This is a genomic window from Rhizobacter sp. P2_H3 (assembly GCF_056403355.1).
Window position 1 is genome coordinate 1 of record NZ_JBFUFQ010000062.1, and the last position, 16,386, is coordinate 16,386.

At 70.4% G+C, this 16,386-nt stretch carries 14 protein-coding genes, 1 tRNA gene and 1 pseudogene; 10 read left to right on the plus strand and 6 right to left on the minus strand.

The window, feature by feature from the left end:
* Window positions 1-1,173, minus strand: a pseudogene (locus AC1D1T_RS13915) (transcription-repair coupling factor); the annotation flags it as partial.
* Window positions 1,174-1,271: 98 nt separating this feature from the next.
* On the opposite strand from AC1D1T_RS13915, the gene ispD reads away from it, so the two are divergent.
* A complete protein-coding gene (gene ispD / locus AC1D1T_RS13920) occupies window positions 1,272-1,964 on the plus strand; it encodes a 2-C-methyl-D-erythritol 4-phosphate cytidylyltransferase (RefSeq protein WP_477828590.1) in 693 nt (230 codons plus the stop codon).
* Window positions 1,964-2,467 (plus strand): 2-C-methyl-D-erythritol 2,4-cyclodiphosphate synthase, encoded by a 504-nt coding sequence (gene ispF, locus AC1D1T_RS13925; RefSeq protein WP_465112575.1) that lies wholly within the window; start codon window positions 1,964-1,966, stop codon window positions 2,465-2,467. The genes ispD and ispF overlap by 1 nt, the downstream gene beginning before the upstream one ends.
* Here the strand turns inward: ispF and AC1D1T_RS13930 are convergent.
* The 4 genes from AC1D1T_RS13930 to ompR all read right to left on the minus strand — a co-directional run bounded on the left by AC1D1T_RS13930 (window position 2,457) and on the right by ompR (window position 8,108).
* On the minus strand, window positions 2,457-4,886 hold the full coding sequence (locus AC1D1T_RS13930; RefSeq protein WP_477992010.1) for a PEP-CTERM sorting domain-containing protein: 2,430 nt from the start codon (window positions 4,884-4,886) through the stop codon (window positions 2,457-2,459). The two genes, ispF and AC1D1T_RS13930, sit on opposite strands and share 11 nt — an antisense overlap.
* A 121-nt stretch (window positions 4,887-5,007) precedes the next feature.
* Window positions 5,008-6,042, minus strand: coding sequence for a metallophosphoesterase (locus AC1D1T_RS13935; protein ID WP_477992011.1), 1,035 nt, complete (start codon window positions 6,040-6,042; stop codon window positions 5,008-5,010).
* Window positions 6,039-7,367, minus strand: a complete 1,329-nt coding sequence (locus AC1D1T_RS13940) for an ATP-binding protein (protein WP_047512075.1) — start codon at window positions 7,365-7,367, stop codon at window positions 6,039-6,041. The genes AC1D1T_RS13935 and AC1D1T_RS13940 overlap by 4 nt, the downstream gene beginning before the upstream one ends.
* Window positions 7,368-7,373: 6 nt before the next feature.
* Window positions 7,374-8,108 (minus strand): osmolarity response regulator transcription factor OmpR, encoded by a 735-nt coding sequence (ompR, locus tag AC1D1T_RS13945; RefSeq protein ID WP_047512077.1) that lies wholly within the window; start codon window positions 8,106-8,108, stop codon window positions 7,374-7,376.
* A gap of 205 nt (window positions 8,109-8,313) precedes the next feature.
* On the opposite strand from ompR, the gene AC1D1T_RS13950 reads away from it, so the two are divergent.
* The 3 genes from AC1D1T_RS13950 to AC1D1T_RS13960 are packed head-to-tail and all read left to right on the plus strand — an operon-like array spanning window position 8,314 to window position 11,661.
* Complete coding sequence (locus tag AC1D1T_RS13950) at window positions 8,314-9,681, plus strand: DUF1800 domain-containing protein (protein WP_477992012.1); 1,368 nt, start codon at window positions 8,314-8,316, stop codon at window positions 9,679-9,681.
* Between the two features lie 13 nt (window positions 9,682-9,694).
* The gene (locus AC1D1T_RS13955; RefSeq protein ID WP_477992013.1) at window positions 9,695-10,906 is read left to right on the plus strand and encodes a DUF1501 domain-containing protein; all 1,212 of its coding nucleotides are present in this window, start codon (window positions 9,695-9,697) and stop codon (window positions 10,904-10,906) included.
* Between the two features lie 38 nt (window positions 10,907-10,944).
* Window positions 10,945-11,661 (plus strand): SIMPL domain-containing protein, encoded by a 717-nt coding sequence (locus AC1D1T_RS13960; protein WP_465112581.1) that lies wholly within the window; start codon window positions 10,945-10,947, stop codon window positions 11,659-11,661.
* 12 nt (window positions 11,662-11,673) lie between these two features.
* Here AC1D1T_RS13960 and AC1D1T_RS13965 read toward each other — a convergent pair whose 3' ends face one another.
* Complete coding sequence (locus AC1D1T_RS13965; protein ID WP_465112582.1) at window positions 11,674-12,474, minus strand: 3-hydroxybutyrate dehydrogenase; 801 nt, start codon at window positions 12,472-12,474, stop codon at window positions 11,674-11,676.
* Between the two features lie 22 nt (window positions 12,475-12,496).
* On the opposite strand from AC1D1T_RS13965, the gene AC1D1T_RS13970 reads away from it, so the two are divergent.
* The 5 genes from AC1D1T_RS13970 (at window position 12,497) to AC1D1T_RS13990 (ending at window position 16,333) form a co-directional block, all read left to right on the plus strand.
* The gene (locus AC1D1T_RS13970) at window positions 12,497-13,372 is read left to right on the plus strand and encodes an alpha/beta fold hydrolase (protein WP_465112583.1); all 876 of its coding nucleotides are present in this window, start codon (window positions 12,497-12,499) and stop codon (window positions 13,370-13,372) included.
* Window positions 13,369-15,642: a RelA/SpoT family protein gene (locus AC1D1T_RS13975; protein ID WP_477992014.1), complete on the plus strand. Its 2,274-nt coding sequence runs from the start codon at window positions 13,369-13,371 to the stop codon at window positions 15,640-15,642. Before AC1D1T_RS13970 ends, AC1D1T_RS13975 begins: the two co-directional genes overlap by 4 nt.
* Before the next feature lie 67 nt (window positions 15,643-15,709).
* Window positions 15,710-15,784: transfer RNA gene (locus AC1D1T_RS13980), tRNA-Val, on the plus strand.
* Window positions 15,785-15,864: 80 nt separating this feature from the next.
* On the plus strand, window positions 15,865-16,164 hold the full coding sequence (locus tag AC1D1T_RS13985) for a hypothetical protein (protein ID WP_156155163.1): 300 nt from the start codon (window positions 15,865-15,867) through the stop codon (window positions 16,162-16,164).
* Window positions 16,151-16,333 carry a hypothetical protein gene (locus AC1D1T_RS13990; protein WP_465112584.1) on the plus strand — a complete coding sequence of 61 codons (183 nt, stop codon included), beginning with the start codon at window positions 16,151-16,153 and terminating at the stop codon, window positions 16,331-16,333. The genes AC1D1T_RS13985 and AC1D1T_RS13990 overlap by 14 nt, the downstream gene beginning before the upstream one ends.
* Window positions 16,334-16,386 lie beyond the last annotated feature (53 nt).

A 16,386-nucleotide genomic window follows, 5' to 3' on the forward strand; every position in this document is an offset into this window, starting at 1 on the left:
CTCCAGCAGGCTCTCGCGCCGGCCCTCGCTCTCGGCGACGATCAGCACGCGGTGCGCCGTGGTGCCCACGTGCAGCTGCAGCTTCTTCAGCGGTTCGGGCGCGCCGCGGTCGACGCTGAGGTCGGGCAGCGGGCGCGCCCAGTCGGTCTCTTCCTTGCCGCGCACCGACAGCACCGCGTGCGCATTGGCGATCGCGAAGAAATCCTCGGTGCGCAGGAAGATGTCTTCCGGCGGCAGGATCGGCCGTTCCTTGTCGTGCTGCAGGAAGCGGTGGCGCTCGCGGGTGTCGACCCAGAAGCGCTTCAGCGCATCGTCGACCTCGCCGTGCAGCGCGAYCGCGGCCTGCTCGCCGAGGTAGTCGAAGATCGTCGCGACGCTGTCGAAGAAGAGCGGCAGGTAGTACTCGATGCCGGCGGTCGCGATGCCGCTGCCGATATCCTTGTACAGGCGCACCTTGGTCGGGTCGCCGTCCATCTTCTCGCGCCAGCGGGCGCGGAACGCGGTGCGCGAGTCCTCGTCCATCGGGAACTCGCGGCCCGGCAGCAGCCGCACCTCGGGCACCGGGAACAGGCTGCGCTGGCTGTCGGGGTCGAAGGTGCGGATGCTGTCGACCTCGTCGCCGAACAGGTCGACGCGGTACGGCACCAGCGAGCCCATCGGGAACAGGTCGATCAGCCCGCCGCGCACTGCGTACTCGCCCGGCGACACCACCTGGCTCACATGCGTGTAGCCGGCCAGCGTGAGCTGCGCCTTCAGCGCCGCCTCGTTGAGCTTTTCCTTCTGCCTGAAGTTGAAGGTGTAGGCGGCCAGGAAACTCGGCGGAGCGAGCCGCACCAGCGCGGTCGAGGCGGGCAGCAGCACCACGTCGACCTCGCCGCGCTGGATGCGCCACAGCGTGGCCAGCCGCTCGGAGATCAGGTCCTGGTGCGGCGAGAAGGTGTCGTAGGGGAGGGTCTCCCAGTCGGGGAACACCGCGATGCGCAGCTCGGGCGCGAAGAACGCGAGCTCGCCTTCGAGGCGCTGCGTGTCGGCCGGCTCGGCGCTGACGATCGCAGTCAATTGCTTCTGCGCGGTGCGTGCCTGCGCGAAGCGCGCCAGCAGCAGGGCATCGGCCGAGCCGATCGGGCGCGGCAGCGTGAAGCGTTTTCCGGGAGACAGGCTGGGAAGGTGCATGGACACAATCGCGCGACAAAATCAAATCGCCCCGCGCGACGTGGCGGCGGGGCGATAGGGCAGTGCCGATTATAGAATTCGCCACCTTTTCGCGCCCCATGTCGACTTCTTCCCCCTCCCGCTTGTTCGCCCTCGTGCCGTGCGCCGGTGTCGGCGAGCGTGCCGCGGCGAACGGGCCGAAGCAGTACGCGGCACTGGCCGGTGCGAGCGTCGTCTCGCACACGCTCGCCGCACTCGCGCAGGTGGCGCGGCTCGCGAACGTGCTGGTCGTGCTGAGCCCTACCGACACCGCGTTCGAATCGCATGCACCCGGCTTCACCGGCTGGGCCGCGCGCGTCGGTGGCGAGACCCGCGCGCAGACGGTGGCCAACGGGCTGGCCGAGCTGCTGGCGCGCGGCGCGCACGCCGACGACTGGGTGCTGGTGCATGACGCCGCGCGCTGCCTGGTGCGCCCCGAATGGATCGACCGCCTGATCGACGTGTGCCTGCACGATGCGGTCGGCGGGCTGCTGGCGTTGCCGCTGGCCGACACGCTGAAGCACGAGGTGCAGGGCCGCAGCGAAGCGACGCTGGAGCGCCGCCACAAGTGGCAGGCGCAGACGCCGCAGATGTTCCGTATCGGCCGGCTGCGCGAGGCGTTGCTGCATGCCGGCGCCCAGGTCACCGACGAGGCGAGCGCGATCGAGGCGCAGGGCCGCTCGCCGCTGCTGGTGCGCGGCGCGCTGGAGAACCTGAAGATCACCTACCCGGACGACTTCGCGTTGGCCGAACGACTGCTGAGGACGCGCTGATGAACCCGAACCGCAACAAGCTGCCGGCGATGCGCATCGGCGAGGGCTGGGACACGCACCAATTGGTGGCCGACCGCAAGCTGGTGCTGGGCGGCGTCGAGATCCCGCACACGCACGGGCTGCTCGGCCATTCCGATGCCGATGCGCTGTGCCATGCGCTGACCGATGCGTTGTTCGGCGCCGCCGCGCTCGGCGACATCGGCAAGCACTTCCCCGACACCGACCCGCAGTTCCACGGCGCCGATTCGCTCGCGCTGCTGGCCGAGGCGGCGCGCCGCGTGCGTGCCGAGGGCTGGGAGATCGCCAACGTCGACAGCACCATCGTCGCGCAGCAGCCGAAGATGGCGCCGCACATCCTGACGATGCGCCAGCGCGTGGCCGGCGCGCTCGGCCTCGATGTCGACCGCGTCAGCGTGAAGGCCAAGACGGCCGAGAAGATGGGCCCGGTCGGCCGCCTCGAAGCCATCGAGGCGCGCGCCGTGTGCCTGCTGATCAAGCCCTGAGCGAAGCCTCCCGGCGTCGCCAGAACAGCCAGCCCAGCCCGCACGCCATCATCAGCACCACCGCCGGCTCCGGCACCGGCGTCACCAGGAACGCGCGGCTGCCGAGCGTGGTGACGACGAACTGCCCGCGGTCGTTGATGTCGCTCGCATACAGGAAGAGGTCGTTGAACGACGGATCGGCGTTGACGAACGACAGGCTGTTGACGTCGACCGGGTTGCTGCCGTCCGGGCCGGTGATGAAGGCGTGGGAGAACAGGTAGGGCGAGAAGGTGTAGCTGCCCGCGATCTGGCCGAGGTTGTTGATCGCGCGCCCCCCCGCATAGAACTCCTCTCGACCCTGCCCCTGGAACGTGACCAGTTGCTCCAGCCCGATCCGCTTCACGGCACCGTTGGCTTCGGTGAGGTAGACACCGCCGTCGGGGCCGTAGAACCTCGCGGCGCCGCTCAGCACCTGCCCGCGGTCGTTGATGTCCGACACGGTCGTGATCGTGTCGATGCTGTCGTAGTCGTAGCCGGGAACCCGCACCTCGGTCAGCGCCTGGTTGCTCGCATCGGCGAGGGCGCCGCGCCAGCGCACCGGCTCGGTCGCGTCGCCGCGCACGCGGTTCTCGGCGCTGACCGCCACGGTGCCGGCGGCATTGATGCCGCTCGCGGTCGAGGTCGCGCCACCCAGCGTGCCGATCGGCCGGATCGCGCCGGCGCCAGGCGTCGTGACGAAGCCGCGCTGCAGGCCGTCGGCGTTGACGAAGGTGCCCGTCACCTGGCCGCTGGCGTTGATGCGGCTGGCGAAGCTGTTCGCGCTCGACCCGAGGCTGCGCGGCGTAGCACCGGCGCCCTGCATCACGAAGGCGCGGACGTCGTCCGGTGCGTCGCCGTTGTTGCCGCTGATCGACGAGGTGCCGACGACCCAGCCCTGGTTGTTGATGCCGGTCGCCTGGTTCCAACTGCCGCCCAGCGTCGGGATGCTGGTCAGGCCGATGCCGTCGGCACCGGTCACGAAGGCCATGTAGCTGTCGTCGGACGACCAGCCGTTGTTGCCGCGCGCATACGCATAGCCGACCACCTGGCCGCTGTCGTTCAGGCCGGTGGCGACCATGCCGATCCAGTCGCCGCCGAAGCCGCCGAGGTCGGTGAGCTTGTACTCGACGGCCTGCGCGAGCGGCGCGGCGGCCAGCAAGGCGCCGGACGCGCCCAGCGCCGCCAGCCCGCGGACCAGCTGCCGCCGGTGCCGAAAGGCCAGCAGGCCCAGGCCCACCAGCATCATCGCGACGACGGCGGGCTCGGGCACCGGCGAGATCAGGTAGACGTGGCCGTCCCCCGACGTGGCAAGGATCTGCCCGGCATCGTTGATCAGCAGCGCGGCGTCGTAGTTCCAATACAGCGCCGACCCGGGGGGACCGGGGGAGAACGGGCCGTAGTCGACCAGCGTTGCGCCGTTGCCGTCGGGCCCGGTGACGAACAAGCCCTCCGCGTAGGTGCCTTGGTGATAGCGGCCGACCACCTGGCCCGCGGCGTTGATTCCGCCAGGCCACACGTCCACGGACACCGGGAATTCGCCGCCTGCGGGAGGCAGTGGCACCTCCAGCGTGCGGCTGCTGCCGTCGGCCTCGGCGATGAACCCGGTGGGGAAGCGGAGGCCGGGCGCTGCCAGCCCCACGACCTGCCCGCGGTCGTTGATGCCCAGGCCCCGGCTGAAGTCGCCCGGGTAGGGGCCGGGGATCTCGCGCATGGCAGCACCGTTCGGTCCGGTGATGAAGGCACGGTCCGTGGCGTCCAGCGGGGCGCGGTTGCTCATGCCGGTGACCTGCCCGGATGCGTTGACGGCGGTCGGGGTGCTGGTGCCGCCGGGGTACAGGCTGCCGAGTTCATGCAGGTTGCCGGCCTGTGCATCGCTGATGAAGCCGCGTTGAACCCCCGCGGCGGTCGTGCTGGTGCCCACCACCTGGCCGCTGGCGTTGATGGCGGTTGCGCTGCTGGAGCTGCCGCCCAGCGTGCMGAGCTCGCGTGCCGATGTGCCGTTCGGGCCGATCACGAAGGCTCGCTCGGTGCCGGCGGCCGTCAACGACGTGCCGACCACCCAGCCCGCGTCGTTGATGCCGTTGGCCTGGGTCCACGACGAACCGCCGAGCGTCGGGAGGGCGCTCAGGCCGATGCCGTTGGCGCCGCTGATCCAGGCGGTCCGGCCTGTTTCGCTCCACGACCCGTCCGTCGCCTGGGTGAGGTGGGTTTGAAAGCCCACCGCCTGGCCGCTGTTGCTCAAGCCGGTGGCCTCCATGCGATTCCACTGTCCCGGCCCTGGCGGCGGCCCCAGCGTCCCCAGGTCGAACAACGCGTAGTTGGCTGCATGGGCCGCGGGTGCGGCGACAAGGCCCACGGCGGCGCACAGCGTGGCGCAGAGCCGCGCGAGTATCTGCATCATGACGACCCCCTGATACGTGACTTGTGCCGCGGTTCTACGCCACGACCATGTCAAGCGGTGTCGCTTCTTTGCACACCCTCGCGGGGTGCGAGGTCTTGCGCGATCGATCTGACGGATGTGCCTAGAAGCTCAGCACGTCGATGGTCGGCGGCACGCGAAAGCGCAGCGGCAGCTTGTCGATGCCGACACCCGGGGTCACGTAGACGCGGGCGTTCTTCAGCTCGTAGAGGCCTTGTTGAAAACCTCCGTCGGTGGCGTGGGCCAGCAGGTGCTTCGTGAAGACGGGAATGTCGATCTGCCCGCCGTGCGTGTGGCCGGCCAGCAGCAGCGCCGCCTCGTCGGGCTGCAGGTCGAACACCGTGTCGGGGTTGTGGGTCAGCATCACGCGGTGCGCGCGGTCCACCGTCCAGGGTTGCGTGCGCGAGGCGTCGAGGTTGCGCTGCGCCGAGCCCGCAGTGCGGTCGCCCAGGCCCTGCAGCTCGCAGCGGCCGAGCGGCACGCGCTTGCCATCGATGGCCTCGACGCGCGCGGCTGCCAGCGCCTGCTGCAGCTCGTCGCGCAGCGGCGGGCCGGGGCGCTGTTCGTCGTGGTTGCCCAGCACCGACAGCACGCGATGCCGCACGCCGGCCAGCGGCGCGAAGGTGGTGCRCAGGTCGTGGCTCGGCTCGAAGGTCCAGTCGCCCGCCACCAGCACCGCATCGACCTGCAGCGTGTTCAGCCGGTCGACGAGGCGCTGCAGTTCGGCCTCGCGCACGTAGAGGCCGACGTGCAGGTCCGAGATCAGCGCGACGCGCACGCCGCAGCTCGTGCCGAGTGGGGTCTCGCGCACCTGCAGCCAGTTCGGCTCGATGAAACGTGCCCAGGTGAAGCAGCCGCACAGCGCGAGGGCCGCGAGGCCGGCGAACGTGGCGGCCGGCTTGCGGCGGCGCGCGGTGCGCCAGGTCTCGCGCGCCAGCAGCGCCAGCGCCGGCCACAGCAGCCACGAGAACCAGTAGATCRCGAGCTTGACGACGACGCGGTGGCTGTCTTCCTCTTCGTACCAGGCGCCCTGGTAGTCGCGCGCGACCAGCGCGCCGAACAGCACGACGATGGCGATGCCCAACAGCACGCGCCACCCGCGAGCCCCGGCGCGGGCGATCGGAGCCCCCGTCGTCATGGCGCGCGCTTCAGCCTGACGTGCGCGACCAGCCCGCCATCGGACGCGTTGGACAGCTCGAAGTTGCCGCCCATGCGCTGCACTGCCTTCTCGACGATCGCGAGGCCGAGGCCGGCGCCGGTCGCGGCGGTGCGTGCGGCGTCGCCGCGGAAGAACGGGGTGGTGAGCTGCTTCAGCTTGTCGGGCGAGACGCCGGGGCCGTGGTCGCGCACGCTCAGGATCACCCACGGGCCGGTGCGCGCGTAGCTGACCTGCACGCGCGCGACGCCGGAGTCGGTGGAGCGGCCGTAGCGGCGCGCGTTCTCGAACAGGTTCTGGAACACGCGGCCGAGCTCGATCTCGTCGGCCATCACCTTGGTGTCGATCGCCACGCGCGAGCTGATGCGGATCTGGCTCGGGTCGCGGAAGCCCTGCATCTCGCGCTCGACCAGGCTGCTCACGTGCACCGGCACCAGCTTGGTCTCGCCGGGGCGGGCGTAGTCCATGAACTTGTCGATGATGGCGTCGAGCTGGTCGATGTCGAGCGCCATGTTGCGCTTGGCCTCTTCGTCGTGCACGCTCATCTCGGCCTCGAGCCGCATGCGCGCGAGCGGGGTGCGCAGGTCGTGCGAGATGCCGGCGAGCATCACCGCGCGGTCCTCCTCGACCTTCGCGAGTTCGCGGGCCATGCGGTTGAAGCCCATGTTGACCTGGCGGATCTCGCTGGTCAGCGTGTTCTCGTCGAGCTGCGACTCGTATTCACCGTCGCGGATGCGGCTGGCGGCGAACGACAGGTCGCGCAGCGGCTGGTTGATCAGCCGCGCGATCGCGGCCGAGCCGACCACCGTGGCGAGCAGCGCGATGCTGACCCACAGCAGCCAGGTGCTGCCGGCCAGCGGACGCACGCGCGTCGGGTCGGCCTGCAGCCAATAAGGATCCTTCTCGATCGAGAAGCCGACCCACAGGCCGCCGTTGCCGTTGACCGCGGTCGCGACGATGGTGTCGGGGCCGAGGCGGGTGCGCAGCTCCTGGCCGATGGCGCGCGAGAAGCGGTCGACCTCGAAGGCCTCCCACTTGTCGCCGGGCTCGCGCGGCAGCACGCGCACGGCTTCCTGGTCGGACATGGTCTTGACCAGCGTCACGCGGTTGATGCCGTCGGCATAGCGCAGCGCGGCGCGCGACAGGTTCACCAGGCTCGCGATCTGCTGCGCGGCCTGCACCGCGCGCGGCTCGAATTCGAGCGCGCGGAAGGTCTGCACCCACGCGAAGATCCCGCCGGTCAGCAGGACTGCCAGCAGGAAGAAGGTGCGCCAGAAGAGGCTCAGCGCGACGGCATTGCGAGCCATCCGTTGTCAGGCGGTGCCGTCCGGGACGAACACGTAGCCGACACCCCAGACCGTCTGGATGTAGCGAGGTTGGGCCGGATCCGGCTCGATCATCTTGCGCAGGCGCGAGATCTGCACGTCCAGGCTGCGATCGAACGGCTCGAACTCGCGGCCGCGGGCCAGCTGGGCCAGCTTGTCGCGCGACAGCGGTTGGCGCGGGTGGCGCACCAGCGCCTTCAGCATCGAGAACTCGCCGGTCGTCAGCGCGATCTGCTCGCCGTCCTTCGAGAGCCGGCGCAGCGCCAGGTCGAACTCGAACGGGCCGAAGGTGACCGTCTGCGCATCCTTGGCCGGCGCGCCCGGCGCTTCCATCGCGGGGCGGCGGCGCAGCACCGCATGGATGCGGGCCAGCAGTTCGCGCGGGTTGAACGGCTTCGGCAGGTAGTCGTCGGCACCGACCTCCAGGCCGACGATGCGATCGACATCCTCGACCTTCGCCGTCAGCATGATGATCGGCGTCACGTCGCTCGCCGCACGCAGCCGGCGGCAGATCGACAGCCCGTCTTCACCCGGCAGCATCAGGTCGAGCACGATCAGGTCGACCGTCTCGCGCGTCAGCACCCGGTTCAGGGCCTTGGCGTCCTCCGCCAGCAGGACTTCGAAGCCTTCTTGGGTCAGATAACGGCGCAGCAGGTCGCGGATCCGGGCATCGTCATCGACCACGACAACACGGTCGGGGCGGGCAGTGGCAGTGGGCGTCATCGACGGCTCCGTTGATTTGTAACAGCCGAGATTGTGCGCAGGTTCGATCCTGTTTTTGGGGGCTCCGGACCATCTGTTACAAATCTTGCGACACGTCTTTTTCAGTTTGGCAAGTGAAGGTTTGTGAAGGTCGGCAAGAGTTGTCGGCGAAGCTGGCGGCTGGGTCGTTGGGAGCCTCATCCGGCAGAAGACCCTGGAGACACGCATGACGCTGACCGAGAGCGATGCCCGCCACCTGCTGACCCGCACCGGCTTCGTGCCGTCGCCGCAGCAGCTCGCGCCCTGGATCGGCTTGAGTGCCGAGGCCGCCGTCGATCGGCTGATCGACGCGGCGCGCGCCGCGCGCCCCCTGCACCCGCCGCCCGACTTCACGCGCGAGCCGATCCGCACGCCGCTCGGCCAGTTGCCCGACGAAGACGCCCGCAAGGCGGCACGGCAGCAGGCGCGCCGCGACACGCTCGACCTCGCCGCCTGGTGGCTGCAGGAGATGCGCGACACCCCGGCGCCGCTGGCCGAGCGCATGGTGCTGTTCTGGCACAACCACTTCGCGACCTCGGTGCAGAAGGTGCAGAGCCCGCAGGGCATGTTCAATCAGCAGCAGCTGTTGCGCACGCACGCGCTCGGCTCGTTCGCCGCGCTGCTGCACGGCATCGCGCGCGATCCGGCGATGCTGATCTACCTCGACGGCGCGGCCAACAAGGCGCAGGCGCCGAACGAGAACTTCGCGCGCGAGGTGATGGAGCTCTTCACGCTCGGCGAAGGGCAGTACCGCGAGCAGGACATCCAGGAAGCCGCGCGCGCCTTCTCCGGCTGGACCGTCGACCGTGCCGACTGGAGCGCCCGCCTGCGCCCGCGCCTGCACGACGGCGGCAGCAAGACCTTGTTCGGACGCAGCGCCGCCTACGACGCCGACGGCGCGCTCGAACAGCTGCTCGCGCAGCCGGCCGCGGCGCGCTTCATCGCCGGCAAGCTGTGGCGCGAGTTCGTCTCGCCGGTGCCGGAGCCGGCCACGCTGGAGCGCGTCGCCGCGCGGCTGCGCGACAGCGGCTGGCGCATCGACGCCGCGCTGCGCGAACTGCTGCTGAGCGATGCGTTCTGGGCGCCGGCCGCGCGCGCGGCGCTGATCAAGTCGCCGGTGGAACTGACGGTGGGCACGCTGCGCCAGTTCGATGCGAAGTTCGACGCGAATCCCGACGCGATGCTGCCRATCGCGCGCGCCAGCGCCAAGCTCGGGCAGAGCCTGTTCGTGCCGCCCAACGTGAAGGGCTGGCCCGGCTACACCGACTGGATCGACAGCACGACGCTGCTGGAGCGCAAGCGCTTCACCGAGCGGCTGTTCCGCGGCGTCGAGATGGGTGGCGTCGAGAAGGGCGGGGGCGGGCTGCGCTTCGATGCGGACGCGTGGCTCGCGCCGCTCGGCGCCCATGCCGACCGCGAGCCGGATGCCGCTACCAGGGCGCGCATCGAAATGGCCGTGCTGGCCGCGCCGCCCGTCAATCCGCTGCCGGCCGGCACGGTCGGGCTGTCGATGCTGCGGGCGTTGAGCCTGGACCCTGCGTTTCAACTGAAGTGACCCGGAGGCCGCGATGCGATCCACCCGTCGAGAATTCATGCGCCTGTCCAGCGCCGCCGTCGCCTGCAGCGGCCTCGTGCTGCCGGGTATTCCGTCCGCTGCGTGGGCCCAGGGCACGAACGGCCTGCAGGCCGCAGCCTCGGCCGCCGACCGCGTGCTGGTGCTGGTCGAGCTGAAGGGCGGCAACGACGGCCTGAACACCGTCGTGCCGTATGCCGATCCCGCGTACGCAGCGCTGCGGCCGACGCTCGCGCTGCCGCCCGCCGACCTGCTGCGGCTCGACGCCAGCCTCGGCCTGCACCCGTCGCTCGCGCCGCTGATCCCGCTGTGGGAGAAGCACGAGCTCGCGCTGCTGCTCGGCCTCGGCTACCCGCAGCCCAACCTGTCGCACTTCCGCTCGATCGAGATCTGGGACACCGCATCGGCGGCGCGCGAGTACCTCGACGAAGGCTGGGTGGCGCGCGCCTTCGATGCCGGGCTGCGCGGGCGTGGCCGCTTCACCGCCGAAGGCGTGGCCGTCGGCACCGCCGGGCTGGGCGCGCTGAGCGGCGCGCGCGCCGTCTCGCTGACCAGCGCCGAGGCCTTCGTCAACGAATCGCGCCTCGCGCGGCCGGCGGCGGTGCAGGGCAATGCGGCGCTCGCGCATGTGCTGAAGGTCGAGGCCGGCGTGCTGCAGGCGGCCGACGGCCTGCGCAACCCCGGCGCGCCGGCGCTGCGCACCGAGTTCCCGGCGCACGGCCTCGGCCAGGCGGTGCGCGCCTGCTGCACGATCGTCGCCGGCCAGGCCGGGCGCGGCGGCGTGCCGGTGTTCCACCTGACGCACGGCAGCTTCGACACCCACCGCGGCCAGCTGCCCACGCATGCGGCGCTGCTGAAGCAGCTGGCCGAGGGCCTGGCCGCGTTGCGCGAAGGCCTGGTCGAGGCCGGTGCCTGGGACCGCACGCTGGTGCTGACCTATTCGGAGTTCGGCCGCCGCGCGCGCCAGAACCAGAGCGGCRGCACCGACCACGGCACCGCCGCGCCGCACTTCGCGATGGGCGGCGCGGTGCGTGGCGGCGTGATCGGCCGCATGCCCGACCTGCAACGACTGGACACCAATCAGAACCTGGTCCACACGGCAGATTTCCGGCAGGTCTATGCGACCATCGCGCAGCGCTGGTGGGGCGTCGACCCGCAGGTGGTGCTGAACGGGCGCTTCGATGCGCTGCCGTTCATCACGGCCTGAACGACGTGCCGACGGCGCGCCACTCACAAGGAGGATCCATGACGATTCAATCGAAGCTCTCGCCCCTGGCCGCCGTCGCGGCCTTTGCCGCCGCGCTGGCGGCCGAACCCGCGCTCGCCAACGAGCCGCCGCTGCAGAACGTGGTGAGCCTGTCGGCCAGCGCCACCGTCGAGGTCAACAAGGATTTGTTGAACGTGACGCTCAGCACCACCCGCGAGGGCACCGATGCCGGCACCGTGCAGGCGCAACTGAAGCAGGCGCTCGACGCCGCGCTGGCCGAGGCCAAGCGCGTCGCGAAGCCGGGCGACATCGAGGTGCACACCGGCAACTTCTCGCTGTTCCCGCGCTACAGCCAGAAGGGCGGCATCAACGGCTGGCAGGGCACCGCCGAGCTGGTGGTCGAGGGCAAGGACATTCCCGGTATCGCCGCGCTCACCGCGAAGATCAGCACGCTGACGATCGCCCGCGTCGGCAGCAACCTGTCGCGCGAGCAGCGCGAGAAGGTCGAGGCCGATGTCGCCGCGCAGGCCATCGCCCGCTACCGCGCGAAGGCGGCCGAGTACGCCAAGCAGTTCGGCTTCGCCGGCTACACGCTGCGCGAGGTCAACATCGGCAGCAACGAGCCGGTGATGTACGCCGCCGCGCCGGTCGCCCGCATGAAGACGATGGGCGCCGCCGACGAGGCGCTGCCGGTCGAGCTGGGCAAGGGGAGCGTGACGGTCAGCGTCAATGGCTCGGTGGTGATGACCAAATAGACGACGAAGCAATCACTGCGCCGTCCAGCCGCCGTCCACTGCCCAGGCCACGCCGCGCACGTTGTCGGCGGCGGCCGAGCACAGGAACACGGCCAGGTCGCCCAGCTGCTGCGGCGTGACGAACTGCAGCGAGGGCTGCTTCTCGCCCAGCAGCTCGCGCTGCGCCTGCTCCACCGCGATGCCCTCGCGCGCGGCGCGGTCGTCGATCTGCTTCTGCACCAGCGGCGTCAGCACCCAGCCGGGGCAGATCGCGTTCGACGTGATGCCGGTCTGCGCGGTCTCGAGCGCGATCGACTTCGTGAAGCCGACGATGCCGTGCTTGGCGGCCACGTAGGCCGATTTCTGCGCCGACGCGACCAACCCGTGCGCCGAGGCGATGTTGATGATGCGGCCCCAGTTGCGCGCGCGCATGGCGGGGATCGCCAGCCGCGTGGTGTGGAAGGCCGAGCTGAGGTTGATCGCGATGATCGCGTCCCACTTGGCGGCGGGAAACTCCTCGACCGCCGCCACGTGCTGGATGCCGGCGTTGTTGACGAGGATGTCGACGCCGCCGAACTCGGCCTGCGCGTAGGCCATCATCGCCTCGATCTCGGCCGGCTTGCTCATGTCGGCCCCGTGGTAGCCGGCCTTCACGCCGAGCGCGGCCACCTCGGCGCGCGCCGCCTCGAATTCGCCGAAGCCGTTGAGCACCACGTTGGCGCCCTGGCGCGCCAGGCACAGCGCGATGCCGTGGCCGATGCCGCTGGTGGAGCCGGTGACGAGGGCGGTTTTTCCTTTGAGCACGGTGGGAACCTCCAGGTTGATACAGTCCATTATCGAAGAGGAAGCCCGGCCCATGCATGAACCCCGCCTGAACCACGTGCAATGCCTCGACACCCGCGGCCTGCATCGCATGGCCTGGTGGGAGTGGGGCGACGCTGCGAACCCGCGCGTGCTGGTGTGCGTGCACGGCCTGTCGCGCCAGGGCCGCGACTTCGACACCTTCGCGCAGGCGATGCAGGGAGAGTACCGCGTGGTGTGCCCCGATGTCGTCGGGCGCGGCGAATCCGACCGCCTCGCCGACCCGATGGGCTACCAGATCCCCGCCTACGTGGCCGACATGGTCACGCTGCTCGCGCGATTGAACGCCGGCACGGTGCACTGGGTCGGCACCTCGATGGGCGGGCTGATCGGCCTGGGGCTGGCGGCACTGAAGAACTCGCCGGTGTCGAAGCTGGTGCTGAACGATGTCGGTCCGAGCATCGAGCCGGCGGCGCTGGCGCGCATCGGCACCTACCTCGGCCTGCCGGCGCGCTGGCGCAGCCTGGAGGAGGCGGCCGACGCGCTGTGGAGCATCTCGCAGGGCTTCGGGCCGCACACACGCGAACAGTGGCTGGCGCTGACGCGGCCGATGCTGCGTGCCGACGCTGATGCCCATGGAGGGGGCTTCGTGCCGCACTACGACCCGCAGATCGCGCTGCCGTTCCGCGCGATCACGCCCGAGGCGGCCCGCGCCGGCGAGGCCGTGCTGTGGGGCATGTACGACGCCATCGCGTGCCCGACGCTGCTGCTGCGCGGGGCCGACTCCGACCTGCTGACCCGCGCCACCGCGCAGGCGATGACGCAGCGCGGCCCGCGCGCGCTGCTGCGCGAGTTCGACGGCGTCGGCCATGCGCCGATGCTGACCTCGCCCGAGCAGATCGCGGCCGTCCGGGAGTTCCTGCTGGCGTGAAGACCGGACTGCTCGACACCCACCAGGACGCGGCCCCGATCGTCCAGCTGGCCGCCGACACGCCCGGCGAGGCGGGCCGCGACGCCGAGGCTGCGCAGCTCGCGCGTGCGCGCGCCTTCGCCGAGCCGTTGCTCGATGGCCAGCTGCTCGACACCGGCGAAGACGCGCTGGTGCATGCCGACGGCGTCGCCGCGATCCTGCAGGGCATCGGCGCCGCGCCGTCGATGCGTGCCGCCGCCTACCTGGTCTACGCGAGCGACTACCTGAGCAAGCCGGAGGAGGTCGTCAGCAAGGCCTTCGGCGCGTCGTACGCGAGCCTGGTGCTGCACACCCGCAAGCTGGTGCAGATCCAGCGCGCCGCGCGCGAGGCGCGGGTGCATGCCGAGCAGCGCGCCGAGCAGACCGAGCGGGTGCGCAAGATGCTGCTCGCGTTCTCGCGCGACCTGCGCGTGGTGCTGCTGCGCCTGGCCTCGCGGCTGCAGACGCTGCGCCACTTCGCGAGCAGCAAGCAGCCGTGCCCGGCGGTGCTCGCGCGCGAGTCGCTGCAGGTGTTCGCGCCGCTCGCCAACCGGCTGGGCATCTGGCAGATCAAGTGGGAGATGGAGGACCTGTCGTTCCGCTTCATCGAGCCGGTGCAGTACAAGAACGTCGCCCGGCTGCTCGACGAGAAGCGCGTCGAGCGCGAGCAGGGCGTCGAGGCCTTCCGCTGCCGGCTCGGCGAGGCGCTGGCCGCGGCCGGGCTGCGCGCCGAGGTGCAGGGCCGGCCCAAGCACCTGTACAGCATCTGGAAGAAGATGCGCGGCAAGGGGCTGGATATCGACCGCGTGTTCGACGTGCGCGCGATGCGCGTGATCGTCGCCGACGTGCCCGACTGCTATGCGGTGCTGAGCCGGGTGCACGAGCTGTGGCCGCCGGTGCCGGGCGAGTTCGACGACTACATCGCGCGGCCGAAGGTGAACGGCTACCAGTCGCTGCACACCGTGGTGCAGGACGAGCAAGGGCGGGCGGTCGAGGTGCAGATCCGCACGCGGGCGATGCATGAGCATGCCGAGCACGGCGTTGCCGCGCACTGGGCCTACAAGGAGGCCGGCACCAAGGGCTATGCCGGCGTCAGCGCGAGCGGCGATTTCGACGCGCAGGTGGCCGAGGCACGCAAGGCGGTGCTGCGGCAACTGCTGGCGTGGGAGCGCGAGTTCATCGAGAGCGGCGACGAGGGCGGCGTCGAGCAGCGCAGCGAACGCGCGGCGCCCGGCGCGGCGTTCGACGACCGCATCTACGTCTTCACGCCCGATGCCGCGGTGATCGAGCTGCCGGCCGGCGCGACGCCGATCGACTTCGCGTACACCGTGCACACCGACCTCGGCCACCGCTGCCGCGGCGCCAAGGTCGACGGCACGATGGTGCCGCTGAACACCCGGCTGCAGAGCGGCCAGACCGTCGAGGTGACGACGATCAAGGAAGGCGGGCCGTCGCTCGACTGGCTGAACGACAACCTGGGCTACCTGCAGAGTTCGCGCTCGAAGGCCAAGGTGCGGGCCTGGTTCAATGCGCTCGCGCTGCGCGACACCATCGCGCGCGGCCGCGAGGCGGTCGAGAAGCTGCTGCAGCGTGAGGGCAGGACCTCGATGAAGCTCGACGACCTGGCGGCGCAGCTCGGCTTCCGCCATGCCGAGGCGCTGTTCGAGGTGGTCGGCAAGGACGAGTTCTCGCTGCGCAACATCGAGGCGCTGCTGCGCCCGCCCGAGCCGCAGCCCGACCCCGACGCGGTGATCACGCAGCGCCTGACCCGCCCCGAGGGCGAGGCGCCGAAGGGCGGCGTGCTGGTGGTGGGCGTCGAATCGCTGATGACCAGCCTGTCGCGCTGCTGCCGGCCGGCGCCGCCGGATGCGATCGGCGGCTACGTGACGCGCGGGCGCGGCGTGGCCATCCACCGCGCCGACTGCAGCAACTTCCGGCAGATGGCCGCGCGCAGCCCGGAGCGGGTGATCCAGGTCACCTGGGGCGAGCGGCGCGGCGACAAGCCCTCGCTGTACCCGGTCGACGTGCTGGTCGAGGCGGCCGACCGGCAGGGCCTGCTGCGCGACATCTCCGAAGTGTTCGCGAAGGAGAAGATGAACGTGACCGGCGTCAACACGCAATCGGTGAAGGACGTGCGCGGCGGCACCGCGTGGATGACCTTCACCGTCGAGGTCGCCGATTCGGCGCGGCTGAACCAGGTGCTGGCGGCGGTGGACCGCATCGGCGGCGTGCGAAGTGCACGCAGAAAGTGAGTCGGCCGATGAAGAAAATTTCGATGCCAGCCAGCTGCCGAAAAACTAATGCTATAGTCATGGACTCGGGCGATTAGCTCAGTGGTAGAGCGCCTCTTTGACGTGGAGGATGTCGGGAGTTCGACCCTCTCATCGCCCACCAAAAACGTCTGGAAATCAGGGCCTGTTCCGAAMGGGACAGGCCCTTTTTCTATGGTCCGCCCAGGGCCCAGGAGATCCTTCATGGAGATGACCCCGCGCCGCCGCGAACTGATCGACGCCCACGTGGCCGAGACGCACGCGCAGATGACTGAGCTGGCGTTCGAGCTGAACGACCTCGTGCGCTTCGCGCTGTCGGCTGCCAGGCCCAAGGGCAACAAGGTCTACTACCCGATGGACCCGGTGAACGAGGGCATCCGCAACTGGAAAGACCTGCAGCGCAAGCTCGCGAAGCTCACGGCGCGCGTCGACCAGGGTGTCGCGCGGCTGGGCGTGCAGCCGTTCGATCCGGAGGAGCCGGTGCAGGGCGATGTCGAATCCTGACGGGCCGGATCGGCCAGCGAATCCGCTGCTCACGGTCGACCAGGACATGACCGATGAGTTCGAGGGCATGGTGGAAACCTGGCCGAAGGCACTGGGAACACTGAAAGCGCTGTGCGAGAGCGGCGCGCACCCAGCGGCCCTTGCAACCGATCAGAGGCACCCCAACTAAGGTACGGCTCGTGCTGAGTGGCCCTGGGCAATCAGGGCCAGGCCCAGGGGGTG